Source organism: Williamsia serinedens, from assembly GCF_024171725.1.
GTDB lineage: Bacteria > Actinomycetota > Actinomycetes > Mycobacteriales > Mycobacteriaceae > Williamsia_A > Williamsia_A serinedens.
Map to the genome: position 1 here is coordinate 105,587 of NZ_JAMTCG010000007.1, position 26,010 is coordinate 131,596.

At 70.7% G+C, this 26,010-nt stretch carries 23 protein-coding genes; 9 read left to right on the forward strand and 14 right to left on the reverse strand.

From position 1 onward, the window contains the following. Position 1 precedes the first annotated feature (1 nt). The 5 genes from LX12_RS18490 (at position 2) to LX12_RS18510 (ending at position 5,858) form a co-directional block, all read left to right on the forward strand. A complete protein-coding gene (locus LX12_RS18490; protein ID WP_372505089.1) occupies positions 2–958 on the forward strand; it encodes a carbohydrate ABC transporter permease in 957 nt (318 codons plus the stop codon). Continuing rightward, the gene (locus LX12_RS18495; RefSeq protein WP_253656064.1) at positions 958–1,836 is read left to right on the forward strand and encodes a carbohydrate ABC transporter permease; all 879 of its coding nucleotides are present in this window, start codon (positions 958–960) and stop codon (positions 1,834–1,836) included. The genes LX12_RS18490 and LX12_RS18495 overlap by 1 nt, the downstream gene beginning before the upstream one ends. Positions 1,837–1,876: 40 nt before the next feature. Beyond that, positions 1,877–2,986, forward strand: a complete 1,110-nt coding sequence (locus tag LX12_RS18500; RefSeq protein WP_253656065.1) for an ABC transporter ATP-binding protein — start codon at positions 1,877–1,879, stop codon at positions 2,984–2,986. Between the two features lie 81 nt (positions 2,987–3,067). Then, the gene (treZ, locus tag LX12_RS18505) at positions 3,068–4,807 is read left to right on the forward strand and encodes a malto-oligosyltrehalose trehalohydrolase (protein WP_253656066.1); all 1,740 of its coding nucleotides are present in this window, start codon (positions 3,068–3,070) and stop codon (positions 4,805–4,807) included. 40 nt (positions 4,808–4,847) lie between these two features. Further along, positions 4,848–5,858, forward strand: a complete 1,011-nt coding sequence (locus tag LX12_RS18510) for an LLM class flavin-dependent oxidoreductase (protein ID WP_253656067.1) — start codon at positions 4,848–4,850, stop codon at positions 5,856–5,858. Positions 5,859–6,023: 165 nt separating this feature from the next. Here the strand turns inward: LX12_RS18510 and ilvA are convergent, their stop codons facing one another. Together ilvA and LX12_RS18520 are read right to left on the reverse strand one after the other, a co-directional pair. Then, positions 6,024–7,400: a threonine ammonia-lyase IlvA gene (gene ilvA / locus LX12_RS18515; RefSeq protein ID WP_372505090.1), complete on the reverse strand. Its 1,377-nt coding sequence runs from the start codon at positions 7,398–7,400 to the stop codon at positions 6,024–6,026. Between the two features lie 30 nt (positions 7,401–7,430). Then, positions 7,431–7,874: a nitroreductase family deazaflavin-dependent oxidoreductase gene (locus LX12_RS18520; RefSeq protein WP_253656068.1), complete on the reverse strand. Its 444-nt coding sequence runs from the start codon at positions 7,872–7,874 to the stop codon at positions 7,431–7,433. Between the two features lie 158 nt (positions 7,875–8,032). On the opposite strand from LX12_RS18520, the gene LX12_RS18525 reads away from it, so the two are divergent. Beyond that, positions 8,033–8,254 (forward strand): hypothetical protein, encoded by a 222-nt coding sequence (locus tag LX12_RS18525; protein WP_253656069.1) that lies wholly within the window; start codon positions 8,033–8,035, stop codon positions 8,252–8,254. A 24-nt stretch (positions 8,255–8,278) separates the two neighbouring features. On the opposite strand, the gene dnaE is transcribed toward LX12_RS18525, so the two are convergent. From dnaE to lspA, 4 genes are all read right to left on the reverse strand, one after another. After that, positions 8,279–11,821 carry a DNA polymerase III subunit alpha gene (gene dnaE, locus LX12_RS18530; protein WP_253656070.1) on the reverse strand — a complete coding sequence of 1,181 codons (3,543 nt, stop codon included), beginning with the start codon at positions 11,819–11,821 and terminating at the stop codon, positions 8,279–8,281. Positions 11,822–11,993: 172 nt separating this feature from the next. Continuing rightward, positions 11,994–12,707 (reverse strand): hypothetical protein, encoded by a 714-nt coding sequence (locus LX12_RS18535; protein ID WP_253656071.1) that lies wholly within the window; start codon positions 12,705–12,707, stop codon positions 11,994–11,996. Further along, positions 12,697–13,623: an RluA family pseudouridine synthase gene (locus tag LX12_RS18540; protein ID WP_253656072.1), complete on the reverse strand. Its 927-nt coding sequence runs from the start codon at positions 13,621–13,623 to the stop codon at positions 12,697–12,699. Before LX12_RS18540 ends, LX12_RS18535 begins: the two co-directional genes overlap by 11 nt. Further along, positions 13,616–14,224 (reverse strand): signal peptidase II, encoded by a 609-nt coding sequence (gene lspA, locus LX12_RS18545; RefSeq protein ID WP_253656073.1) that lies wholly within the window; start codon positions 14,222–14,224, stop codon positions 13,616–13,618. Before lspA ends, LX12_RS18540 begins: the two co-directional genes overlap by 8 nt. Positions 14,225–14,256: 32 nt before the next feature. On the opposite strand from lspA, the gene LX12_RS18550 reads away from it, so the two are divergent. Beyond that, a complete protein-coding gene (locus tag LX12_RS18550; protein WP_253656074.1) occupies positions 14,257–15,240 on the forward strand; it encodes a hypothetical protein in 984 nt (327 codons plus the stop codon). 77 nt (positions 15,241–15,317) lie between these two features. Here LX12_RS18550 and LX12_RS18555 read toward each other — a convergent pair whose 3' ends face one another. After that, the gene (locus tag LX12_RS18555) at positions 15,318–15,848 is read right to left on the reverse strand and encodes a WKL family lipoprotein (RefSeq protein WP_253656075.1); all 531 of its coding nucleotides are present in this window, start codon (positions 15,846–15,848) and stop codon (positions 15,318–15,320) included. Positions 15,849–16,047: 199 nt separating this feature from the next. Between LX12_RS18555 and LX12_RS18560 the strand changes: the two genes are divergently transcribed. Then, on the forward strand, positions 16,048–16,977 hold the full coding sequence (locus LX12_RS18560; protein ID WP_253656076.1) for an asparaginase domain-containing protein: 930 nt from the start codon (positions 16,048–16,050) through the stop codon (positions 16,975–16,977). Here the strand turns inward: LX12_RS18560 and LX12_RS18565 are convergent. Continuing rightward, positions 16,943–18,415 (reverse strand): DNA polymerase IV, encoded by a 1,473-nt coding sequence (locus LX12_RS18565; protein WP_253656342.1) that lies wholly within the window; start codon positions 18,413–18,415, stop codon positions 16,943–16,945. The two genes, LX12_RS18560 and LX12_RS18565, sit on opposite strands and share 35 nt — an antisense overlap. A 60-nt stretch (positions 18,416–18,475) precedes the next feature. Continuing rightward, complete coding sequence (locus LX12_RS18570) at positions 18,476–18,955, reverse strand: nitroreductase family deazaflavin-dependent oxidoreductase (protein WP_253656077.1); 480 nt, start codon at positions 18,953–18,955, stop codon at positions 18,476–18,478. A gap of 110 nt (positions 18,956–19,065) precedes the next feature. Here LX12_RS18570 and LX12_RS18575 point away from each other — a divergent pair, with 110 nt between their 5' ends. After that, positions 19,066–19,737, forward strand: coding sequence for a TetR/AcrR family transcriptional regulator (locus tag LX12_RS18575; protein WP_253656078.1), 672 nt, complete (start codon positions 19,066–19,068; stop codon positions 19,735–19,737). On the opposite strand, the gene ileS is transcribed toward LX12_RS18575, so the two are convergent. The 5 genes from ileS to LX12_RS18600 form a co-directional block, all read right to left on the reverse strand. Next, entirely contained in the window at positions 19,738–22,980 is a 3,243-nt protein-coding gene (ileS, locus tag LX12_RS18580; protein ID WP_253656079.1) for an isoleucine--tRNA ligase, read from the reverse strand. Between the two features lie 298 nt (positions 22,981–23,278). Further along, positions 23,279–23,734, reverse strand: coding sequence for a hypothetical protein (locus LX12_RS18585; RefSeq protein ID WP_253656080.1), 456 nt, complete (start codon positions 23,732–23,734; stop codon positions 23,279–23,281). A 48-nt stretch (positions 23,735–23,782) separates the two neighbouring features. Next, a complete protein-coding gene (gene wag31 / locus LX12_RS18590) occupies positions 23,783–24,631 on the reverse strand; it encodes a DivIVA-like cell division protein Wag31 (protein WP_253656081.1) in 849 nt (282 codons plus the stop codon). Positions 24,632–24,934: 303 nt separating this feature from the next. Then, positions 24,935–25,222, reverse strand: a complete 288-nt coding sequence (locus tag LX12_RS18595) for a YggT family protein (RefSeq protein ID WP_253656082.1) — start codon at positions 25,220–25,222, stop codon at positions 24,935–24,937. 45 nt (positions 25,223–25,267) lie between these two features. Beyond that, complete coding sequence (locus LX12_RS18600) at positions 25,268–25,978, reverse strand: cell division protein SepF (protein ID WP_253656083.1); 711 nt, start codon at positions 25,976–25,978, stop codon at positions 25,268–25,270. Positions 25,979–26,010 lie beyond the last annotated feature (32 nt).

The window sequence follows — 26,010 nt, forward strand, 5'->3', positions numbered from 1 at the left end:
CGTGGCCACCGCACTCGTCGACCCTGACGCCCCGGCGCCCAGCGACCGGGCACCGATCACCTCCGGTCGCGACCACATCTCGCGCGCCGAGGGATGGCGACGACGGGGACCGCTGCTGCCGGCACTGATCTTCATGGTCGTCGTCACCCAGATCCCCTTCCTGGTGACGCTGTACTACTCGACCCAGTCGTGGAACCTGGTGCGCCCCGGCTCGCGACAGTTCAACTGGCTGAACAACTACGTCGAGGTCTTCAAGGACAGGCAGTTCTGGACGGTCACCCTCAACACGGTGTTCCTCATCGTGGGCACGGTGATCATCTCGGTCGTCCTCGGGCTGGTCTTCGCGCTGCTGCTGGACCGGAAGTTCGTCGGCCGCAGCGTCGTCCGCACACTGCTGATCACGCCGTTCCTGGTCACACCGGTCGCCTCGGCGCTGCTGTTCAAGACCAGCCTCCTCTCCCCCACCAGCGGCCTGCTCAACTACTTCCTCAGCCCGTTCGGTGTCCAGACCGACTGGCTCAGCGAGCACCCGCTGGCCAGCGTGATGGGTGAACTGGTGTGGCAGTGGACGCCGTTCATGATGTTGCTCATCCTCGCCGGCCTGCAGTCGATGCCCAAGGACATCGCGGAGGCCGCGAAGGTGGACGGCGCCACCAGCTTCCGACTGTTCCGCGAGCTGACGTTGCCGCACCTGCGCCGGTTCATCGAGCTCGGCACCGTCCTCGGCGCCATCTACCTCGTCAACACCTTCGACGCGGTCTACATGATGACCTCGGGCGGACCGGGTGTCGCGAGCTCGAACCTGCCGTTCTACATCTACCAGCGCGCGTTCCTCGGCTTCGACATCGGCCAGGCCGCCGCCATGGGCGTCGTCACCGTCATCGGGACGATCGTCGTCGCGACGCTCGCCCTGCGACTCATCTTCAAGTCCTTCGACGGAACGCAGGAGGCGGTCTGATGGCCACCACGACCCCGACCCGCCCGGTCACCACCGACAGCGCGCCGACGCCGGTCATCCGCCGCCGACGCAACCCACGGGGCGGACTGTTGACCGCCTTCACGTGGATCATCTCGATCGGGTTCTTCTTCCCGGTGCTGTGGATGGTGTTGACCGCGTTCAAGAAAGAGGCCGACGCCAACACCAACCCGCCGACGTTCCTCTTCACCCCGACGCTCGAACAGTTCCGCAACGTCTTCGATGCCGGGATCGCCACGCCGCTGCTCAACTCGGTGTTCGCGACGGTCGCGTCGACGATCCTGGTGTTGCTGCTCGGCGTCCCGGCGGCGTTCGCGCTGTCGCTGCGTCCGGTCCGCAAGACCTCCGACGCGCTGTTCTTCTTCCTCAGCACGAAGATGCTCCCGATCGTCGCCGCGATCATCCCGCTCTACGTGATCGTCGGGAAGATCGGGATGCTCGACAACATCTGGACGCTGGTGATCCTGTACACGGCGATGAACCTGCCCATCGCGGTGTGGATGATGCGGTCGTTCTTCCTCGAGGTACCCAAGGAACTCCTCGAGGCGGCGAGCATCGACGGTGCGAGCCTGTGGACGTCGGTCCGCGAGGTGATCCTCCCGCTGATCTCCCCCGGGATCGCCGCCACCGCACTGATCTGCGTCATCTTCTCGTGGAACGAGTTCTTCTTCGCGGTCAACATGACCGCGGTCAACGCGCAGACGATGCCGGTGTTCCTGACCGGCTTCATGTCCGGACAGGGACTGTTCTGGGCCCAACTGTCCGCCGCCTCGGTGCTCGCCGCACTCCCCGTCGTGATCGCCGGTTGGATCGCGCAGAACAAGTTGGTCCGCGGCCTGTCCTTCGGCGCCATCAAGTAGCCCCACACACCCCAGACCCTCACGCACACAGGAGAACACCATGGCTTCCATCACCTACGACAAGGCCTGCTGCGTCTACCCCGGCGCCGACCGACTCGCCGTCGACTCCCTCGACCTCGACATCGCCGACGGCGAGTTCGTCGTCCTCGTCGGCCCGTCCGGCTCGGGCAAGTCCACCGCCCTGCGCATGCTCGCCGGCCTCGAGGAGATCGACAGCGGCGCGATCACGATCGGCGGCACGAACATGGTCGGCGTCGCACCCAAGGACCGGGACATCGCGATGGTGTTCCAGAACTACGCGCTGTACCCGAACAAGACCGTCGGCGAGAACATGGGTTTCGCGCTGAAGATGCGCGGTTTCGGCGTCGAGGAGCGCAAGCAGAAGGTCGCCGAGGCGGCCAAGCTGCTCGACCTCACCGACTATCTCGACCGCAAGCCCGGCAAGCTGTCCGGTGGTCAGCGCCAGCGCGTGGCCATGGGCCGCGCGATCGTCCGTGAGCCGCAGGTGTTCTGCATGGACGAGCCGCTGAGCAACCTCGACGCCAAGCTGCGCGTGCAGACCCGCACCCAGATCGCCGCTCTTCAACGGCGACTCGGTACGACGACCGTCTACGTCACCCACGACCAGGTCGAGGCGATGACGATGGGCGACCGCGTCGCCGTGCTGCGCGACGGCAAGCTTCAGCAGTTCAGCACCCCCACCGAGCTCTACGACCGCCCCGTCAACGCGTTCGTGGCGGGCTTCATCGGCTCCCCGGCGATGAACCTGTTCTCGGCGCCGCTGACCGACGGCGGTGTCTCCGTCGGCGGGGCCACCCTCGCGATCGAGCGGACCGCCCTCGCCGCCGCCGACCGCGCCGGCGCGACCGAGGTCCTGGTCGGTGTGCGGCCGGAGGCGTTGGGCCTGTCCGACGACGGTCAGGGCATTCCCGCGACCGTCGCCCTGCTCGAGGAACTGGGCAGCGAGACCTACGTGTACGCCACCGTCGACGACCACGCGGTCCGCACGCTCGACGGTGGACCCGTCACCCTCGTGGCACGCACGCCGCATCGCGCGCCGGCGAAACTCGGTGAGCAGGTGCGGTTCCGGCAGACCGATCCCACCGTGCACATGTTCGCGGCGGACACCGGCGCGCGCCTCGGCGACTGAGCGCCCCGGACCCGACCACCCCCGCGCGGCGTGCCCACGTCCCGCCGCGCGGGGGTACCCACCGCTCCGTAGGCTGAGCTGGTGACGCAGCAGACGTTCTCGGTGTGGGCACCTACGGCGGAGAGCGTCGGGCTGTGGCACGACGGCACCGTCACCCCGATGGCGCGCGACGGCCAGTGGTGGAGCGCCGTCGCCGACGTCGAACCGGGCTCCGGCCGATACGGCTACGTCCTCGACGGTTCCGACGACGACGTCCTCCCCGACCCTCGTGCACCCCGACTCCCCGAGGGGGTGCACTCCGCGGGCGCGCTCGACGACCCCACCGCGTTCGGATGGAGCGACCAGGCGTGGGCGGGCCGGCCGATCGCCGGCGCGGTGATCTACGAGATGCACATCGGGACGTTCACCCCCGACGGCACGTTCGACGCCGCGATCGACCGCCTGGGCCACCTCGTCGACCTCGGCGTCGAGTTCGTCGAGGTGATGCCGATCAACGGGTTCAACGGCGTGCACAACTGGGGCTACGACGGCGTCGCCTGGTACGCGGTGCACGAACCCTACGGCGGGCCGGACGGTTTCCGGCGGTTCGTCGACGCCGCGCACGCCGCCGGCATCGGCGTGATCCTCGACGTCGTCTACAACCACCTCGGGCCGTCGGGGAACTACCTGCCCCGCTTCGGCCCCTACCTCACCGAGGGCGCCAACACCTGGGGTCAGTCGCTCAACCTCGACCAGGCCGACTCCGACGCCGTGCGCGCCCACATCATCGACAACGCGCTGCGGTGGATGCGCGACTTCCACGTCGACGGTCTCCGGCTCGACGCCGTGCACGCCCTCGTCGACCACACCGCGATCCACCTGCTGGAGGAGCTCGCGGTCGCGACGGACGCCCTGGCGACCGCGCTGGGACGTCCGTTGTCGCTCATCGCCGAGAGCGACCTGAACGACCCGAGGCTGGTCACGTCGCGGCGCGACGGCGGCTACGGTCTCGCCGCGCAGTGGGACGACGACGTCCACCACGCCGTCCACACGACGGTGTCGGGCGAACGCCAGGGCTACTACGGCGATTTCGGCAGCCTCGACTGCCTCGCGACCGCACTCACGCGCGGGTTCTTCCACGCGATGACGTACTCGTCGTTCCGACGCCGTCGGCACGGCCGACCGATCGATCCGGAGCGGGTCGCGCCGTCGCAGATGGTCGTCTACACGTGCGATCACGACCAGATCGGCAACCGCGCGATCGGCGACCGTCCGTCGGCATATCTCGACTACGGCCAATTGGCGATCAAGGCGGCATTGATCCTCACGTCGGCGTACACCCCGATGCTGTTCATGGGCGAGGAGTGGGGCGCGACGACGCCGTTCCAGTTCTTCACCTCTCATCCCGAGCCGGAGCTGGGGAAGGCCACCGCCGAGGGCCGCAAGGCCGAGTTCGCCGACCACGGATGGGACGCCGCGGAGATCCCCGACCCGCAGGACCCCGAGACGTTCCTGCGGTCGAAGCTCGACTGGTCGGAGCCCGCGCAGCCGCACCAGGCTCGCCTGCTCGACTTCTACCGCGCGCTGATCGCCCTGCGGCGGTCCGTGCCCGACCTCACCGACGACCGGTGGGACACGCTCTCGGCGTCCTACGACGTCGAACGCGGGTGGTTCGCGCTGCACCGCGGTGCGGTGAGCACGATCTGCGTCCTCGGCGACGGCCCGACGTCCGTGCCGATCCCGGTGGAGCCGCTGCTGGCGTGGGAGGCGGTCGAGGTGTCGGAGTCCGGCATCTCCTCCCCCGGCCACAACGTCGTCGTCGGGCGTCGGCTCGTACCCTGAGAACCGAAATATCGGTTCAAGCGGAGGTGTTGTCTCCGGTATGAGTGTGTCGTTCTCCGTCCTCGATCTCGCGCCCGTCGTCGACGGGTCGTCGGTCTCGGAAGCCCTGAACCAGTCGATCGCGCTGGCCGTCGCGGCCGAACAGCTGGGGTACCGCCGGTTCTGGCTGGCCGAGCACCACAACATGCCGGGCATCGCCAGCTCCAGCCCGGCGGTCATGATCGGCCAGGTCGCCCGCGCGACCGAGACCATCCGCGTCGGCTCCGGCGGCATCATGCTCCCGAACCACGCCCCGCTCGTCGTCGCCGAACAGTTCGGCACCCTCGACGCGCTGTTCCCCGATCGCATCGACCTCGGCATCGGACGTGCACCCGGTACCGACCAGGTGACCGCACACGCGCTGCGGCGTGCCGCGAACCTCTCCGCCGACGACTTCCCCCAGGAACTCGCACAGCTACGCGCGTTCCTCGCGGGCCAGTTCCCGCCGGAGCACCCCTACTCCGCCATCACCGCCGTCCCCGGCGAGGGTGCGGCCGTGCAGATGTGGATGCTCGGGTCGTCGACCTACAGCGCGCAGGTCGCCGGGCTGCTCGGGTTGCCGTTCGCGTTCGCCCGGCACTTCGCCCCGGCCGCCACGTACGACGCGCTCGCGGTGTACCGCGACAGCTTCCGGCCCGGCGTCCTCGACGAGCCGTACGCCATGCTGACCGTCACCGTCGTCGCGGCCGCCGACGACGAGGCCGCGCGGCAGCAGGCCGCGCCGCACCGGTTGGCGATGGCCCGACTGCGCGACGGCTCCCGCCCCGGCCGGTACCCCACCGTCGCGCAGGCCCTCGCCGAGCCGCTCACCCCGATGCAGGAGGCCGCGATCGGCGACTCCGCGTCGGCGTGGATCGTCGGCGGTCGTCAGCGCGTCGCCGACGACATCGGCGCCCTGGTCGAGTCGACCGGCGTGCAGGAGATCATGGTCAGCTCGATGCTGGCCGACTTCGATGCGCGGTTGGAGTCCCACCAGATCGTCGCCGACATCCTCGCGCCCGCCCACGCCTGACGGGTCCCGCCGAACCGCCCATGATCACTCGTCGAGTGGGCGGTTACCGACGTCGAGTGGGCGGTCGGGTCGCTCCGCCCGTCCGGAACCGCCCAGTCGGCGTCCGGAAACGCCCAACGAACGTCGGGAAGCGCCCACTCGACGCGGGTCGAGACTCGATTCAGGTCAGGTCAGGTAGCGATAGGCCGGTGAGTCGGGTTCAAGCCGCTCGACGCCGAGCCGGGACGCGTTCATGCGGTCCAACAGCGACGGCAGGCTGTCAGCCGAACCCAACTCGATGCCGACCAGCGCCGCTCCGGTCTCCCGGTTGTTGCGCTTGACGTACTCGAACAGGGTGACGTCGTCATCGGGTCCGAGCACCTCGTCGAGGAATCCCCGCAGCGCACCCGGCTCCTGCGGGAAGTCGACCAGGAAGTAGTGCTTGAGTCCCTTGTGCACCAGTGAGCGCTCGATGATCTCGCCGTAGCGCGAGACATCGTTGTTGCCGCCCGACAGCAGGCACACCACCGTCGAGTCCGGTTGCAGCGCAAGGTGTTCGAGCGCGGCGACGGACAGCGCGCCTGCGGGCTCGGCGATGATGCCGTCGTCCTGGTACAGCTCGAGCATCGTCGAGCACAGCGCACCCTCGTCGACGTGGACGATGTGTGTCGACCCCGGCGCCAGGACACGCTCGGCGGGCTGGACGGTCGCCGAGGCGGGCAGATCGGGATGTGCCGCGACGGTGGGGGCCATCGGCGCCAGGGCGTCGACGACGACGCTGCCGACGCGCTTGACCGCGGCACCGTCGACGAACGGGTCGATGTCACCGAGGGTGACCGGACCCCCGTGCACGAGCGCCGCCGACAACGACACCGCCCCGGCGGGCTCGACGCCGACGATCACGACATCCGGATGGGCGTCGCGCAGCAGCGTCGCCATCCCGGCGAGACAGCCACCGCCGCCGACGGGGATGACGACGACGTCCGGCGCGGAGCCGAGCTGGTCGAGGATATCGGCCGCGATGGTGCCCTGTCCGGCGGCGGTGCGGACGTCGTCGAAGGCGTGGATCCACGTGGCGCCGGTGCGCAGCATGTCGGCCTGAGCCGCTGCTGCGGCGGCGTCATAGGTGTCGCCGACCGGGATCAGCTCGACGGCGTCTCCCCCGTGCCACCCGATACGGTCGCGCTTCTGCTTCGGGGTGGTGGTGGGGACGTAGATGCGACCTTGCACGCCCATCGCCTGACACGCGTAGGCCACTCCCTGCGCGTGGTTGCCGGCACTGGCCGCGACGACGCCCGCGGCGAGTTCCTCGGCCGACAACTGCGCCATCGTGTTGTAGGCGCCCCGGATCTTGTACGACCGGACCGTCTGCAGGTCCTCGCGCTTCACCAGCACCGACGCGCCCGTCGCGCGGGAGAGCCGCGTGTTGCGCTGCAACGGCGTGCGGTCGACGACGTCACGGACGCGGACCGCGGCGGCCCGGACGTCGGCGGCCGTCAACCGGGCGCCGCCGTCGACGCCGTCGCCGGTCTCCTGTCGCGTCGCTGTGCTCACGCGTCCCATCGTCTCATCCGTCGACGGTGGGATCCTGCCTCACTCCGCGACGGCAGGTTCCAGGACGAACACCGGGATCTCCCGGTCGGTCTTCTTCTGGTAGTCCTCGTACGGCGGGTAGGCCTCGACAGCCCGCTCCCACCACTGCGCCTTCTCGCCGCCGAACACCTCGCGCGCGACCATGTCGAACACCTGCTCGCCGTCGCGCAACTCGACGTGGGGGTTCGCGACGACGTTGAAGTACCAGACGGGGTGGTTGGGCGCGCCGCCGAGCGACGCCACGACCGCGTACTTCCCGTCGTGCTCCACGCGCATCAGCGGCGTCTTGCGGAGCTTCCCGCTCTTGTTGCCGACGGTCGTGAGGAGCACGACCGGCATGCCGTTCATGTCGGTTCCCTCGGTGCCGCCCGACGCCTCGATCTTCTCGGCCTGCTCGCGTGCCCAGTCACTGGTGCTCGGCGCATATTCACCCTGCAACGGCATGATCGTCCTCTCGTCGTCCGGTGGCCCGCGACACCAGAGTTCGGTGCACCGAACTTTTCGACGCGGGTTGTCCTACACTGGGGTCAACGCGGCGGGAACACCGGCATTCCGGTGCCATACCCGTCGACGGCGGCCCTCGAACGCGGCAGGAGGCGACGATGACGACGATCGAGACGACGCAGGGTGTCCGCGCGGTCCCGTCCGTCGACGTCGCAGGCGTGCCGTGGCCCGCCTACAAGGTCCATGCGCTGCTCGTCGCGCTCGTGGTCGCGGCCGCGGTCCTGACCGTCACCCGGTCGCCGGAACTCACCGTGTGGGTCACCACCGCCTCCGCCACCGTCTCTTGGTGGGGCCTGCGGCTCGCGCACCTGCGCGCCTGACGCCCGCGCCGCCGCGCGGGCGGGTCAGCCGGCCAGGCAGCTCGGACCGAGCAGCGCCTTGAGATCACCCATCAGCGCCGAACTCGGCGTGACCCGGTAGGTGTCGTCGAGACGCAGCAACGTCGTCGAGTCCCCCGAGATGAGCCGTACGTGCACGTCCGCGGTACCCGGGTGCCGCGCGAGAACTCGCTTCAGTTCGCCGACGCGGTCCCGCGTGCACAGCCGCGTCGACATGCTGACGGCCACAGGACGGGACTCGCCCGCGTGCGACAGGTCCGGCACGGCGAGATCGTTGGCGCTGATCATCGTCGAGTCGTCGCGCTTGTTGATGCGGGCCTTGACGAGCACGACGGCGTCGGGCGTGATGTCCATGCCGTAGGCCTGGAAGGCGCGCGGGAAGAAGTACACCTCCACACCACCGACCATGTCCTCGAGTGTGACGACCGCGTAGGGCTCACCCTTCTTGTTCACGCGTCGGGTGACCGCCGAGATGATGCCGCCGATCACGATCTGCGCGCCGTCGGGGACGTTGCCCTCGAGCAGGCTGGTGATCGAGGTGTCGGTCTGCGCCGAGATGATGTGTTCGATCCCGCCCAGCGGATGCCCGGACACGTAGAGCCCCAGCATCTCCCGCTCGAGGGCGAGCTTGTGCTTGGTGTCCCACTCCTCGTCGGGGACCTTCACCGCGAAGACGTCGTCGACGACGGCGTCGTCGCCACCGGCGTCGCCGAAGAGGTCGAACTGGCCGACGGCCTCGGCCTTCTTCGTGCCGAGGACGGCGTCGACGGCGTCGGAGTGGATGAGGAACAGGCCCTTGCGCGGGTGGTCGAGCGAGTCGAACGCCCCTGCCTTGATGAGCGACTCGGTGACCTTCTTGCTGCAGGCGGTCACGTCGATCTTGCCGAGGTAGTCCGAGAAGCTGGTGAACTTCCCTCGTTCGTCGCGCGCCCGCAGGATGGCCGAGACGACGTTGGTGCCGACGTTGCGCACCGCGGCCAGACCGAAGCGGATGTCGGTGCCGACGGCGGCGAAGTTGCGCTGCGATTCGTTGACATCCGGTGGTAGGACGGTGATCCCGAGCTTACGGCAGTCGGCGAGGTAGATGGCGGCCTTGTCCTTGTCGTCGCCGACGGAGGTGAGCAGGCCGGCCATGTACTCGGCGGGGAAGTTCGCCTTGAGGTACGCCGTCCAGAACGACACCAACCCGTACCCGGCGGCGTGCGACTTGTTGAACGCGTACCCGGCGAACGGGAGGATGGTGTCCCACAGCGCCTTGATCGCGGGCGAGGAGAACCCGTTCGCCTTCATGCCGGCCTCGAAGCCCTCGAACTCCGCGGCGAGGACCTCGGCCTTCTTCTTGCCCATCGCGCGGCGCAGGATGTCGGCGCGTCCGAGCGAGTACCCGGCCACCTTCTGCGCGATCTGCATGATCTGCTCCTGGTAGACGATCAGGCCGTAGGTGTCGGCCAGGATCTCCTTCAGGGGCTCGGCGAGCTCGGGGTGGATGGGCGTGACCTCTTGGCGCCCGTTCTTGCGGTCGGCGTAGTCGTTGTGGGCGTTCATGCCCATCGGGCCGGGCCGGTACAGCGCGAGCACGGCGACGATGTCCTCGAACCCGGTGGGCTGCATGCGCTTCAGCAGTTCGCGCATGGCGCCGCCGTCGAGCTGGAACACGCCGAGGGTGTCACCGCGGGCGAGCAGCTCGTAGGTCTTCGGGTCGTCGAGGGGCGCCGCGTCCATGTCGAAGTCGATGCCGCGGTTGGTCTTGATGTTCTCGATCGCGTCACCGATGACGGTGAGGTTCCGCAGACCGAGGAAGTCCATCTTCAGCAGGCCGATGGCCTCACACGACGGGTAGTCCCAGCCGGTGATGATGGCGCCGTCCTGCGCGCGCTTCCACACCGGGATCGCGTCGGTCAGCGGCTCCGAGGACATGATGACCGCGCAGGCGTGCACGCCGGCGTTGCGGATCAGGCCCTCGAGACCCAGTGCGGTGTCGTAGATCTTCTTGACGTCGGGGTCGGTCTCGATGAGACCGCGGACCTCGGAGGCCTCGCCGTATCGCTCGTGGTCGGGGTCGGTGATGCCCTTGACCGAGATGTCCTTGGCCATGATCGGCGGCGGCAGGGCCTTGGTGATGCGGTCGGCGATCGAGAAACCGGGCTGCCCGAACTGCACGCGGGCCGAGTCCTTGATCGCGGCCTTCGTCTTGATGGTGCCGAAGGTGATGACCTGGGCGACCTTGTCGCTGCCCCACCGCTCCGTCGCGTACCGCACCATGTCGCCGCGACGGCGGTCGTCGAAGTCGATGTCGATGTCGGGCATGGACACGCGCTCGGGGTTGAGGAACCGCTCGAACAGCAGACCGTGCGGGATCGGGTCGATGTTGGTGATGCCCAACGCCCAGGCGACCAGCGACCCGGCCGCCGACCCACGGCCCGGGCCGACGCGGATGCCGACCTCCTGCGCGTGCCGGATGAGGTCGCCGACGACGAGGAAGTAGGCCGGGAAGCCCATCTGGATGATGACGTCGAGCTCGTAGTCGGCGCGGGAGATGTACTCGTCGGGGACGGGGCCGTCGGGGAAGCGGCGCGTCAGACCCGTCGCGACCTCACGGCGCAACCAGCTGTCCTGCGTCTCGCCCTCGGGCACCGGGAAGACCGGCATCCGGTCACGGTGGGTGAACACCTCGGAGTAGTCGCCGATGCGCTCGCCGATCTCCACGGTGGTGTCGCACGCGCCGGGCACGACGTCGTCCCAGAGGGCGCGCATCTCCTCGGCGGACTTCAGGTAGTAGCCGTCGCCGTCGAACTTGAACCGGGTCGGGTCCGACAGCGTCTTGCCGGTCTGGATGCACAGCAGCGCCTCGTGCGTGACGGCGTCGGACTTGTGCACGTAGTGGCAGTCGTTGGTGACGATCGGCTTGATGCCGAGCTTGCGGCCGATCTCGAGCAGGCCGTCGCGAACGCGGCGCTCGATCTCGAGGCCGTGCTCCATCAGCTCGAGGTAGAAGTTCTCCTTGCCGAAGATGTCCTGCCACTTCGCCGCGGCCTCGAGTGCCTCGCGGTCGTGGCCGAGACGCAGACGGGTCTGCACCTCCCCCGACGGGCAGCCGGTGGTCGCGATGATCCCCGACGCGTGCGCGGCGATGAGCTCGGCGTCCATGCGCGACCACTTGCCGAGCTGGCCCTCGATCGAGGCGAGCGACGACAGCTGGAAGAGGTTGCGCAGGCCGGTCGCGTTCTCGGCGACCATCGTCATGTGGGTGTAGGCACCCGAGCCGGAGACGTCGTCGGACTTCTGGTCGCGGTCGCCCCAGAGGACGCGCTTGGTGTCGAAGCGCGAGCCGGGCGCGATGTACGCCTCGATGCCGATGATCGGCGTGATGTCGTGTTTCTTCGCGACGTTGTAGAACTCGCTGGCGCCGAACATGTTGCCGTGGTCGGTCATGCCGATCGCGGTCATGCCCAGGCGCTTGGCCTCGGCGAAGAGCGGCGCGACCTTGGCCGCCCCGTCGAGCATGGAGTACTCGGTGTGGTTGTGCAGATGGACGAACTGACCTGACACTCCACGACCTTCCTGACCCGCATCCCCTGTCGCCGCGACCGGCGGCTGCACCCCCGGGACTGCGGGAGGGCGCCGACGCGACGCGCTCAGTCTAGGTGGCGGCACCGACGTCCTCGGGGACCGACGCGGCGTGCCCGGCCGACGGGGCGCGACACGCCCGGCGACGCGCCGGTCAGCGCGCGGGGACGGGCCCGGAGTCGGGCACCGGGGCGCCGCCGACGGTCTGCTCCGGCAGCAGGGGCACCACGGTGAACCGGGCGGTGGCGTCGGCCGGGAGCGCCTCGACGGCCCGGACGCGACGGTCGGCCGCGATCTCCCGCAGCCGCGCGGCGGCACCACGGACGACGACGCCGACGACGCACGCGCACCCGGCGGCGAGCCGGGACCCGACCACTCCCGACACCGCCTCGCCCCGGACGCCGTCCTGCGCGACGATCCCCCCGAACCCGGTCCCGTTCACCGCGGAACCGTCGAGGAGACCGATCGCCAGCGTGCGCGCCGTCGTGAACGATCCGGCATCGGGTGTGACCGGGACGACCGCGACCGGTGTCGCGACGCCGGCGATCGGCACGTGGAGCGCGACCCGCGCCGGCGTCGTCCCCGCGACGATCGTGCGGGCGACGTCGTCGGTCACCGCGGCACGCAGCGAGATCAGGGCCCAGCGTGTCCCCGACGCCGCGTCGAGCGAGCGCTGCGACGTCGCGCGGTAGTCGTCGACGGTCTCGCCGGGGTCGGGTCCCAGGCGGTCGGTGGCGATGCCCGGCGATCGGGGTGGGTGCGTCGCGCCGAGCCAGTACAGGCCCCCGACCACGACGGCGACCGCCAGGACGAGGACACCGACCGCCCGGGCGACCCGGGCCGCCCCGACGGGGCCGTCAGCCGGCACGCAGGACGTCCAGCGCGTGCTGCAGGTCGTCGGGATACGGGCTGGTGAACTCGACCATCCGCCCGTCGGCGGGGTGCGCGAACCCCAGGGCGCGGGCGTGCAGCCACTGCCGCTCGAGGCCGAGCCGTGCGGCGAGGGTGGGGTCCGCGCCGTAGGTCGCGTCGCCGCAGCACGGGTGGTGCAGGGCCGAGAAGTGCACCCGGATCTGGTGGGTGCGGCCGGTCTCGAGGTGGACGTCGAGCAGGCTCGCCGCGGCGAACATCTCGACCGTGTCGTAGTGGGTGACGCTGGGCTTGCCCGCGGTGGTCACCGCGAACCGCCACTCGCTGCCGGGATGGCGGCCGATCGGGGCGTCGATGGTGCCGCTCGACGGGTCGAGGTGCCCCTGGACCAGCGCGTGATACCGCTTGTCGACGGTGCGCTCGCGGAACGCGCGCTTGAGCACGGTGTAGGCACGTTCGGAGACGGCCACGACCATCACCCCGGACGTGCCGACGTCGAGCCGGTGCACGATCCCCTGGCGCTCGTGGGCGCCGGAGGTCGAGATGCGGTAGCCCGCGGCCTCCAGACCGCCGATGACCGTGGGACCGGTCCAGCCGACGGACGCGTGCGCGGCGACGCCGACGGGCTTGTCGACGACGACGATGTCGGAGTCGGCGTAGAGGACCGACATGTCCACGATCTCGACCACGGGGTTCTCCGGCGCCCGGGCCGGTTCGGGCAGTGTCACCTCGAGCCAGGTGCCGGCGGTCAACCGGTGCGACTTCCCCACCGCCGTGCCGTCGACGGTGACGTCGCCGGAGTCGGCGAGGGTCGCGACGACCGTCCGCGACAGTCCCAGGATGCGGCTGACCCCGGCGTCGAGACGCATGCCGTCGATGCCGTCGGGCACGGGCATGGACCGGCTGTCACGCATCGGCGGACCGCTTCGGCCGTCCGGACGAGGTACGGGTGCCGTCGATCTCGACGCCGAACACGGTGAGCGCGACCAGCAGGATCGCACCGCAGACGACCGCGGAGTCGGCGACGTTGAAGACCGGCCACCACCCGACGGACACGAAGTCGACGACATGGCCACGCAACGGCCCCGGCGACCGGAAGAACCGGTCGACGAGGTTGCCGAGGGCGCCGCCGAGCACCAGCCCCAGACCGACCGCCCACCACGCCGACCGCAGGCGACCGCTGAACCGGATGATCCCGACAACCACCGCCGCGGCGACGATCGTGAGGACCCAGGTGTAGCCGGTGGCGAAGGAGAACGCCGCCCCGGAGTTGCGGACCAGACGCAGCGTGACGGTGTCACCGATGATCTGCACCGGTCGCTGCGGGTCGATGGTCGCGACGACCACGATCTTGGTGACCAGGTCGAGAAGCAGGATCACGAGCGCGACGGCGGGCAGGACGGCCAGGATCGCCCGCGATCGACGGACCGGAGTGGCCGCGTCGACGGGATCCCCGGAGTCGGCGACCGGTGTCGGCGCGGGGTCGGTCCGAGAGTCGTCGGTCACGGGGTCCATCATCCCCCACCGCCGTCGCTAGCCTGAATCGCGTGTCCGCCCCCGCCCCGTCTCCCGCCCGAACCGGTGGCCGACGACTGCCCGTGGCCGCGATGTCGATCGCGGGTGTCGCCCTCCTCACGCTGACCGCCTGCGGGTCCTCGGGCGGCCCGGATGCGCCCGCGTCGAGTTCGTCGGCGTCGCAGGGAGGCTGCGCCACGCAGACGACGGTGGGCGCGACGGGCGCGTCGCTGCTGCCCATCCCGCCGGCCGCCGTCACCCTCGACACGGCCGGCGCGGCTCCTCAGGCCGCCTTGATCGGCACGCCGGACCGGACGTCGGCGCAACAGGTGACGCTGCGGGTCGTGTCCTCGTCGACCACGGCGCGTCAGGGTGAGCAGCCGTCGACCGCGACGCAGGACGTCACCCTCCCGCTCACGGCGCGCGTCGCGTGCGCGGATCCGACCGACGTCGAGCTGCAGCTCGGCCAGGCCGCCTCACCGGACACCGGGCTCGCCGGGTCGCTGGCGGCCGTCGACGGGTCCCGTGCCGGGCTCGCCGTCGCGGCCGGGTCCGTGCCGGTGTCGTTGCGGATCCTGCCCGCCCAGGCCGCCGACGACGCCGCACGGTCCGCGGTCGAGCAGACACTGCTGTCGGCGCTGCAACGCGCGGTCGCGGTGCCGACCCAGCCGGTCGGTGTCGGGGCTCGGTGGCGCGCGGTCCGCACGCTCGACGGCGCCGCGACGGTCACGCAGACGACGACCGCCACGCTGCGCGAACGGACCGGGTCCCGCGTGGTCCTCGATGTCGCGGTCGACGAGGTCCCCGTCGACTCCGTGTTCACCGTCCCGGGGCGGGGCGAACGCCTGACCATCGGGTCGTACTCGTTCGGCGGCCAGGGGACGGTCACGATCGACCTCGCGCGGGGCCTCCCGGTCGCCGGCACGTTGACCCTCACGGGCGGCCGCACCCTGATCGGCGACGACCCCGCGCGTCCGCTGGTGCAGCAGACGTCGCTTGCGGTCACCTGGCAGTAGCGCCCGGTCGCAGCCCGCAGACGACTCCGCCCCGTCACCGGATGGGTGACGGGGCGGAGGTCAGTCGAGGTGCGGTGTCAGCTGGCCGCCGGGCACATCGCGCTCTGGACGTTGTTGGCCAGCAGCAGCGGGCACACCGTGGTCTTGGCGAGCTTCCACTTGCCCTGGTCGTAGACGATCGCGGCGTCGACGGTCTGCTCCGGGACGTTGGGGAGCTTGACCTGCACCTTGACGGTGGCCTGGCCGTTGCCGGTCGCGATCACCGGCGGCACGAGGCGGTAGGTCACGGTCGGGTTGTCCTGCTTGGCCTTGACGAGCTTGTCGAACAGCTGCGGGTCGGCCGAGGAACCCTGGACCAGGTCGGTCTTCTGCGACGCCGGGATGCTGGGGTTGAGCGCCTTCTCCAGCAGCCCGTTCAGGGTCGCGGCACTCGGCGGCTGCGACGGATCGGTGACCGAGGTGCCCCCGGTGTCGACGGCCGAGCTGGTCGCCGACGACGCGGCCGGGTCGGCGGTGGCGCCGTCGTCGCTGCTGTCACTGCACGCGGCGGTGAAGGTCAGGGCGGCGACGACCGCGAGGCCGGCGGTCAGGATCTTCTGCAGCTTCACGAGGCGTGGGCTCCTTCGTTGTCGGGTGACGTCGTCGTCGTGGGGAGACGGCCGCGACCGGCCGTGATTCCCCCCGGATCGGACACCACTATGCCAAACGGGTCGCGGAGCGGGCCCCGGACCGCGCCCCGCACCGTGTCCGCCACACGATGTCGGCCGAGTTGACCAGCATCGGGACGACACGATGAGGTGATCGATCATGAGCGCGCACGAGCGGGTCGTCGTCCTGGGCACCGGCGGGACCATCGCCGCCGTCGAGGGTCCCGGCGGCGCGGTGCCGGGAGTCGACGTCGGCGTGCTGGTCGGCACGGACGACCCCGCGGTCGAGGCGCGATCGGTGATGGCCGTCGACTCGTCCGCGATGACCCCGGCTCTGCAGCGACAGGTCCTCGGGGCCGTCCGGGATGCGCTCGACGATCCCGACGTCGTCGGCGTGGTGGTCACCCACGGCACCGACACCCTCGAGGAGACCGCCGTGCTCCTCGACCTCACCCACACCGACCCCCGGCCTGTCGTGATGACGGGGGCGCAGCGCCCGGCGTCGGACCCCGACCCCGACGGCCCCGCGAATCTCGCCGCGGCCATCGCGCTCGCCCGTGATCCGGCGAGCCGCGACCGGGGCGTCCTCGTGGCGCTCGGCGGCTCGGTGCTCCCGGCGCGGGGTGTCGCCAAGCGGTCGACGACGGACGTCGACGCCTTCGCCGCACCCGTGCTGTCGCCCGCTCGCCCGCTCATGCCCCCCGCCGACGGTCCGACGCCGCGCGTCGACCTGCTCGCCGCCCACCCGGGCATGGACGTCGGTCTCGTCGACGTCTGCCTCGACCGCGGCGCCGCGGGACTCGTGATCTCCGCGCACGGGTCGGGCAACGTCCACCCCGACCTCGCCGACCGGCTGCGGGCGGCCGTGCGGGCCGGCGTCGTCGTGGTCGTGACGACGCGTGTGCCCGACGGACCGGTGGTCGTGACCTACGGCGGCGGCGGGGGCGCCGTCGACCTGGTCGCCGCCGGTGTGCTGGTCTCGCCGTGGCTGCGCGCGTCGCAGGCGCGTGTGGTCGTCGCCGAGGGCCTCGCGCGCGGCTGGGACGCCGCGACGATCAGGCCGTTCCTGGATCTGACGACACCGCACTGACGTCGTCGAGGTCGCGTTCCTGTTCGACGGCCCGCCCGTCGGAGGGGATGTCCCCGACGCCAGGGCCACCGGCCGGATCGCGTCCGGTGAGCGTGTCCGGCCAGTCGAGGCTGTCGAGGGGGTCGCCCACGCGCAGCTCCGGTGTCGACGTCTCGAAGGTGCGGACCGGTCCGACACCCGTCGTCCGCGTCTCGAACCGCACGGTCACCACGCCGTGTCCGCTGCCCTGCACCCAGCCGTGCCCGAGGTCGGGGTGGACGACGTCGGTCCCGGTCAGCCACGTCACCGCACCGTCGTCGGAGACGGTCCGCCCGGTCATCGTCTGCACACCGACATCCGGTGCGGGCGTGTCGTTCTCGTCGCCAGAGCTCGCCTCGGCCGTCGGGGTCGTCGTCGGGTCCTCGCCCGCGCCGAACAGCTGGAACTGCTCGTCGGCGGTCAGCCCGCTGTACCCGACACCGACGAGCCGTACCGGCCCGATGTCGACGGGATCGAGCGCGAGGCGTTGCGCGGCCGTGGCCAGCACCGACAACTCGCTCGTGGCGGGGCTGAACGTGGTCGACCGGGTCAGCACCGACATGTCCGACCGCTTCAGCTTGAGCACCACGGTCCGTGCTCCCCGACCGTCGGCGAGCAGTCGGCGGTGGGCCCCCGCGGCGGCGCCGTCGATCGCGGCGCGGAGGCGGTCGAGCGCCGTGATGTCCTCGGCGAAGGTCGATTCCGCGCTGATCTGCTTCGCCGACGCGCGCTCGGCGACGGGCCGGTCGTCGATGCCCTGGGCGAGCCGGTGCAGCGCCGGGCCGACCGTCGCCCCGAGTACCGACGCGACCTCGACCGACGACAGGTCCGCGAGGTCTCCGATGGTGTCGATGCCGAGCCGGTGCAGTTTGTCGCCGGCCACGGGTCCGATGCCCCACAACTTGCGGACCGACAACGGGCGGAGGAACTCCCGGTCCTGCGCCGGGTCGACGACGACGACGCCATCGGGTTTGGCGAGCCCGGACGCGATCTTCGCGATCTGCTTGCCGCTGCCGGCGCCGATCGACGCGGCCAGACCGAGCTCGTCGCGGATGCGCCGACGCACCTCCTCGGCGAAGCGCGTGACGGCGTCCGCGTCCGCGCCGGCCAGCAACTCCGGTTCGCCGAACGCCTCGTCGAAGGACAGGGTCTCGATGACCGGGATGGACTCGCGGACCAGTGCGAACACCCGCGCGCTGACGACCCGGTAGACCGACCCGCGCGGCGGGACCACGACGGCGCCGGCCCCGACGAGACGCCGCGCCTGGTGCATCGGCATCGCCGAGCGGGCGCCGAACCGCCGGGCCTCGTAGCTCGCGCCCGCGACCACGCCGCGTCCGCCGACGCCGCCGACGAGGACCGGGCGACCGCGCAGCGTCGGCCGGGTTAGCTGTTCGACGGAGGCGAAGAACGCGTCCATGTCGATGTGCAGGACCCACCGCGACGTCCGTGTCCGGTCAGGCTGCACCACCGGTCCAGCCTAGGCAGCGCGCGACGACCGGTGGTCAGGGTGCGGGGTGAGGACGAAGGCCGGGACGTGGGGTGCGACGGCGAGGAGTTCGTCGTCGGTCGAGCGGTGCGACACCTTGGCGGGCAGGTAGTTCGCGACCTCCCATCCCCACCGCTTCAGGTACGGCCGCAGCAGCGCGACCTTGTCGGCGTCGGTGACCTCGGTGGCGTGGAAGGCCCGTACCGACCGGCCGTGGCGGATCTCGCACTCCCCGACCGCACGCAGGTTGCGCGACCACTGGGTGTTGCCGCGCGGGGAGATCAGGTACGTGCGGCCGTCGACGGTGATCGGGTTGACCGGCGTCGTGCGCGGCACGCCGCTGGTGCGGCCGACGACGGTGAGCGTGCGGGCGCCGGCCAGACCGATCCCGTGGTCGGACAGCCACCGGACGGCGGCGTTGAACGATGCCTGGGTGCGGCCGGTCGGGCGGGCGTAGTGGGTGGTGGTCATGACGGTCTCCTCGACTCGGTGAACGAGAGCACTGCTCTCTGAAAATGAGTATGCATCGCCCGCCGACCAAAAGCAAGAGCACTGCTCTCGAAATGTGCGACCATGACCCCATGAGCCCCCGCCGCGCCGACGCCCGCGCCGAGACGGAACGCGACATCCTGCGGATCGGACGGGAGCACCTCGTCGCCTCCGGGCCCGGCGGACTGTCGTTGCGGGCGGTCGCCCGCGACCTGGGAGTCGTGTCGTCGGCGGTGTACAGGTACGTGCGCAGCCGCGACGAGCTGCTCACCCTGCTCGTCGTCGACGCCTACACCGAGCTGGCCGACGCCGTCGACGAGGCCGTCGACGGCGCGGACGACGGCCACTCGCGCCTGTACGCGGCGGGCACGGCGATGCGGCGGTGGGCGCTGGCCGAGCCCGCCCGGTGGGCACTGCTCTACGGCACGCCCGTGCCCGGCTACGAGGCCCCGGGGGAACAGACGACCGGCCCGGGCACACGCGTCATGGCGCGGGCCGTCGCCATCGCCGCCACGATGACACCCGCACCGGTCGACGCCGTGCCGCAGGCGCTGGGCGCCGACTTCGACCGCATCCGCACCGAGTTCGCGAGTCCGGTCACCGATGCCGGGCTGGTGCGGGCGCTGTCGCTGTGGTCGGTCATGGTCGGCGCGATCAGCTCGGAGGTGTTCGGCCAGTATGGCCGGGACACCTTCTCCGACGCCGAAGCGCTCTTCGGGCTGCAGCTGCGATCGGCGATCGACGCCGCGTTCCCGCCGGCCTGATCAGACCCGGGACAGCTCCGCCCGCACCCCGTCGCCGAGATCGACTGCGTCGACACCGAGATCGTCGGGCGCGACGACGTCGAGCCGGACCGCCAGCACCTCGCCCGCGACGAGATCCCGATGCCGCTGGGCCCACTCCTGCCGCTGCTCCGGCACCCCGAGACGCACCTCGATGCGGTCGGAGACGTCGAACCCGGCCGAGCGTCGCGCGTCCTGGAGTTCGCGGACCCGGTCCTTCGCCCAGCCCTCGGCCTCGAGCTCCTCGGTGACCGTGGTGTCGAGCACGACGAGCCCACCGCCCGAGGGCAGTTCGGCCGTCGACTCGGGTTCCACCGCGACGAGCTTGCGGCTGAACTCCCCGTCGACGAGGGCGATCCCGTCCGCGACGACCGTCTCGGCGCCGTCGACCTCCTGCAGCTGCCAGTCGCCCGACTTCACGGCCTTGATGACGCGCTGGACGTCCTTGCCCAGGCGCGGGCCCGCGGCACGCGCGTTGACGACGACCTCGACCCGGCCGAACTCCTCGGCGTCGTCGGCGAGATGGACTGCCTTGACGTTCATCTCGTCGGCGACGAGGCCGGTGAAGTCGGCGAGACGCGACGCCGCCGGGCCGGCGACGGTGATGGCGGGCAACGGGAGTCGGACACGCAGCTTGTTCGCCTTGCGCAGGCTCGACGCGGTCGAGCAGACCCCGCGCACCTCGTCCATCGCCGCGACCAGATCGGCGTCGGCGGGGATCTCGTCGGCCGTCGGCCAGTCGGTGAGGTGCACCGACCGGCCCCCGGTGAGGCCACGCCACATCGCCTCGGTGACCATCGGCAGCAGCGGCGCGGCCAGGCGGCAGGCGACCTCGAGGACGGTGTACAGCGTGTCGAAGGCGTCGTCGGCCGGCGCACCGTCCACCGACTCACCCTGACCGGCCCAGAACCGCGGCCGCGAGCGCCGCACGTACCAGTTCGTCAACGACTCGCACAGCTCGCGGAACGACTCACACGCGCCGGCGATGTCGTACACGTCGAGGGCGGCGGTCATCTCGTCACGGGTCGCGGCGAGCTTGGCCAGGATGTACCGGTCGAGCACGCCGGTCGCGTCGGTCCGCCACGTCGCCGGGCGGTCGGAGTACAGCGCGAGGAAGCTGTAGGCGTTCCACAGCGGCAGCATCGCCTGGCGGACGCCCTCGCGGATGCCCTGTTCGGTGACGATGAGGTTGCCGCCCCGCAGGATCGGCGAGGCCATGAGGAACCACCGCATCGCGTCGGCGCCGTCGCGGTCGAAGACCTCGTTGACATCGGGGTAGTTCCGCTTGGACTTGCTCATCTTCTGACCGTCGTCGCCGAGGACGATGCCGTGTGCGGCGGCCGTGCGGAACGCCGGCCGGTCGAACAGCGCGGTCGCGAGGACATGCAGGTTGTAGAACCAGCCGCGGGTCTGACCGTTGTACTCGACGATGAAGTCGCCCGGGTTGCGCGCCGGGACGCCGGCGGCCTCGTCGCCGTCGAACCAGTCGGCGTTCTCGAACGGGTAGTGCACCTGCGCGAACGGCATCGACCCCGACTCGAACCAGCAGTCGAGGACCTCGGGGACGCGGCGCATGGTCGAGCGCCCCGTCGGGTCGTCGGGGTTGGGGCGGGTCAGCTCGTCGATGTAGGGCCGGTGCAGGTTGGTCGGACGCACCCCGAAGTCCCGCTCGAGATCGTCGAGCGAACCGTAGACGTCGACGCGCGGGTGCTCGGGGTCGTCGGAGACCCAGACGGGGATCGGCGCCCCCCAGAACCGGTTTCGGCTGATGTTCCAGTCCTTGGCGCCCTCGAGCCACTTCCCGAACTGGCCGTCGCGGATGTGCGCCGGCGACCAGGTGATCTCCTGGTTCAGCTCGAGCATCCGCTCCTTGATCGGCTGGACCGCGACGAACCACGACGGCACCGCCATGTAGATCAGCGGCTTGCCCGAGCGCCACGAGTGCGGGTAGCTGTGCTCGATCGTCTCGTGCCGCAGGATCCGTCCGGCGGTCTTCAGGTCGGCGATGATGACGGGGTTCGCGTCGAACACCATCTGCCCCTCGTAGGGCGGGACCATCGACGTGAAGCGGCCGCCCGGGTCGAGCGGCTGCACCACCTCGATGCCGTTGGCGGTCGCGAGCTCCATGTCCTCCTCACCGAAAGCCGGTGCGAGATGGACGATCCCGGTGCCGCTGTCGGTGGTGACGTAGTCACCGAGCAGCATCCGGTGGGCGCGGGGGTGCCCGACGAAGAAGTCGAACGGCGGCGTGTAGGTGGCGTCGGCGAGATCGCGGCCGGTGTGGGTGCCGAGGACCTCGGGGCTCTCCCCCAGCTCACGCGCGTAGTGGCCCAGGCGGGCGGTCGCCAGCAGGTACTCCTGGCCGTCCTCGCCCCGGACGTGGCTGTACTCGACGTCGGGGTTGACCGCGATCGCGAGGTTCGACGGCAGCGTCCACGGCGTCGTGGTCCAGATGAGCGCGTTGACGCCGACGAGGGAGTCGGGGACTCCCCCGGTCAGCGGCATGCGCACGGTGACGGCCGGGTCCTGACGCATCCGGTAGGCGTCGTCGAGCTTGCTCTCCTGGTTGCTCAGCGGTGTCTGCTCGTACCAGGAGTACGGCAGCACGCGGTAGCCCTGGTAGATCAGCCCCTTCTCGTACAGGCGGGAGAACGCCCACATCACCGACTCCATGAAGTCGATGTCGAGGGTCTTGTAGTCGTCGTCGAAGTCGACCCAGCGGGCCTGTCGGGTGACGTAGTCGCGCCACTCACCGGTGTAGCGCAGCACCGACTCCCGGCAGAAGTCGTTGAACTTCTCCACGCCCATGGTCTCGATCTCCGACTTGTCGGTGATCCCGAGTTGGCGTTCTGCCTCGAGTTCGGCGGGCAGACCGTGGGTGTCCCAGCCGAAGCGGCGCTCGACCTTGCGGCCGCGCATCGTCTGGTAGCGCGGGATGAGGTCCTTGACGTAGCCGGTCAGCAGGTGGCCGTAGTGCGGGAGACCGTTGGCGAACGGCGGGCCGTCGTAGAAGACGAACTCCTCGGCGCCGTCCCGGTTGTCGATGGACGCGCGGAAGGTGTCGTCGGCGGCCCAGGAGTCGAGCACCGCGGTCTCCAGGTCGGGGAAGACCGGTGCGCGCGAGCCGGTCCCGACGAGGTCGACGACCGGGTAGACGCGTGCCGCGGTCCCGGTGGGTTCCTGCCCGGTGGGGTCCTGCTCGGCGCGCTCGGGTGCGGTGGACACTGACTCTCCCTCGTGTCGGTCGGGCCGCGGGTGCGGCCTGTCGCGGACACGGGGACGACGAGGTTCTCGCCGCGGTACCACCCCGCTTGCACCGGTGTCCGGTGCCTCTCGGTGCCATCGCCGCCGCGGGGGCGGTGTGGACAGCGGCTGTCTCGGGCCGCTCCCGTCCGGGTCTACTGAGGCGATCCCGCGACGGACGGCGGGCCCTGTTCTTCCGGATGCTCCCCGGTGATGGCCGGATCGACGCGACGCAAGTGTAGGTCAGCGCGGTGCCCGGTCCCAACCTGCGGTCGCGGGCTCAGTCCGGGGTGCCGTGCCGACCGCGTCGGGGCGGGTCGGCTGCCGACTCGTCGGCGGCGTCGTCGACGGGAGTCCCGGCGTCGTCGAGGTCGGGTCGCTCATGGCGACCGTGGTGCGCCGGTGCGGCGGGGTCATGCTCCACGGACGAGGTCTGCCCGGTGGCGGGATCGTCGTCGAGGGTCACGACGGTCTCGTCGGTGATCCGCGCGAACTGCTCGGTCGGGGCGTCGTCGTCGGAGCGATCCGCCTCCGACTCCTGCGCCTGCGACGAGGTGGCGGTTGGCCGCCGACGGGGCAGGTGCGGCCGGACCCCCAGCGTGTCGGCGAGCAACAGCAGGGCGCCGACGACGCAGATGACGATGCACGCCACCGCCAGCCACAACGTGCCCGTCGCGAGTGCGAGGACGAGCAGGGCGAACCCGACCAGCGTCGCCCCGAGAGCCGACACGAGCACGGATCCACCCTCCACTCACGCACAGCCGCCGGTCGGCGGCCGCCGGTGTCAGTTCGACGGGTTGGCGTACCCGCCCGAGCTGGTGAAGCCGCCGTTGCCGGGGTCCGACGAGAAGGCGTCGCCACCGCGCGAGTTGTCGACCGGGGCCGCGCTCCCGCGCTGCTGCAGCTCCTCGAGCTGCGACTCCAGGTAGGTCTTGAGGCGGGTCCGGTACTCGCGCTCGAAGGTCTTGAGCTGTTCGATCCGGCCCTCGAGCACCGACCGCTGCTGGTTGATGGTGCCCATGATCTCGGTGTGCTTGCGCTCGGCGTCGGCTTGCAGGGCGTCGGCCTTCTCCTGCGCCTGGCGCGTGGTGGCCTCGGCGCGGGTCTGCGAGTCGGCGAGGATCGCCTCCGACCGCTGGCGCGCGTCGGCGAGCATGGTCTCCGACTTCTGTCGCGCCTCGGACACCATCGAGTCGGCCCGACCGCGGGCGTCGGCGAGCAGGCTCTCCGATTCGGTCCGCGCGTTGGCCGTGAGGCGGTCGGCGGTCTCCTGTGCGAGGCCGAGGACCTTGGCCGCACGCACGTGCGCCTCCTCGGTGCTGGCCGGCGACGCCGACTCCTGCGCTGCGGGGGCGGCCGGGGCCGCGGCGGCGAACGCCTGCGTCGGTGCCGCCGGTGCGGGCTCCTCGGTACGGGCGGGCTGCTGGGCAGCCGCGCCGGACTTGGCCTGCTCGAGGTCGCCCTCGAGCTCGCTCACGCGCGCCTTGAGATCCGAGTTCTCCTCGAGGAGGCGAGCCAGTTCGGCCTCGACGAAGTCCAAAAACTGGTCGACCTCGTCCTCGTTGTAGCCGCGCTTGCCGATCGGCGGTTTGCTGAACGCGACGTTGTGCACATCAGCCGGTGTGAGCCGCATTGTCGGTCCCCTTCAACATCAATCATCGTGTGGACGTGTCGTGGTCTCGGTGCGGGCTGCTCGGGACCGGGTCACCTAAAGCGATGGCGCGCGAACGCCTCGCATCAGAGTAACTGGCGTCCCATCCTGTCACAGGAGAACCGTTCGTCGCACCTCTCTGACGCGACGTCGGATTCCTCCGACCTCACGCCCGTCAGCACGGACGACGGTGTCCCCTGTGTCGACGCACAACGAGTTCACCCAGCCGTCACAGTAACGACCCCTGGGCCGACGGCACAGGTGCGGGCCACGGATCGGTCCGGATCAGGGGCCCGGCGACACCAACGCCATGGCCACCAGCACCACGATCATCGTGATCATCAGGGACAGGTCCAGACGCACCGGACCGAGCGGGATCGGCGGCAACACCCTGCGCAACGCCTTGATCGGCGGGTCGGTGGCGGTGAACACGCCCTCGATCACGACCACCGACGCACCGGTGGGTCGCCACTCGCGGGCGAACGACCGCACGAGCTCGATCACCAGGCGGCCGAGCAGCAGCAACCAGAAGAGGAAGAGCAGGTAGTAGATGACCTCACGGGCGACTGTCACGCGGTCAACTCTGCCTGATTCGCCCGTTGTCCGCCGAACCCCCTGCTAGCTCTGGTTGTAGAAGCCGGTCTCGGCGATCTTGCGACGATCCTCGGCGGAGACGTCGACGTCGGCGGGCGAGAGCAGGAACACCTTGGTGGCGACCTTGTCGAACGCGCCACGCAGGGCGAACGCCAGGCCCGCGGCGAAGTCGACGAGGCGCTTGGCGTCCTCGTTGCTCATCTCGACGAGGTCCATGATCACCGGGTTGCCGTCACGGAAGCGCTCACCGATCGTGCGGGCCTCGCTGTAGTCGCGGGGGCGCAGCGTCGTGATCTTGGCCAACGGGCTGCCCTCCTCGAACACACGCTCCATCGAGTCCATCGCGAGCGCACCGCGGGTCATCCGGGCACCCCCGCCGCGCACCACGCCGCCGCGGCCGGCGCTCAGCGGCTCGAGGCGACCACTGCGGCCCAGACGCTCCATCGACGACCGCTCGAGACCGGACCGCTCCATGGACGGGACGGGGCCGCGGACCGACCCCGCGTAGGCGTAGTCGGGAACGCGGTCGTACTCGTACTCGAGGTCCTCGCCGTAGGAGTCGTAGCCGGCACGCGGGTCGGCGTCGTAGGCACGGGCGCGCAGGCGCTCCTCGCGGGCCCACCGCTCGTCGTGGTGGTCGTCGCGGCGCACCGGACCGTCGTCGAGGTAGTCGTCCTCGTAGTCGCCGGGCGGGACCATGCCGAAATACGCCTTGAACCGCTGCATGGTGGTCATGTGGTGCCTTCCTCGCCGTCGGCAGGTGCCGG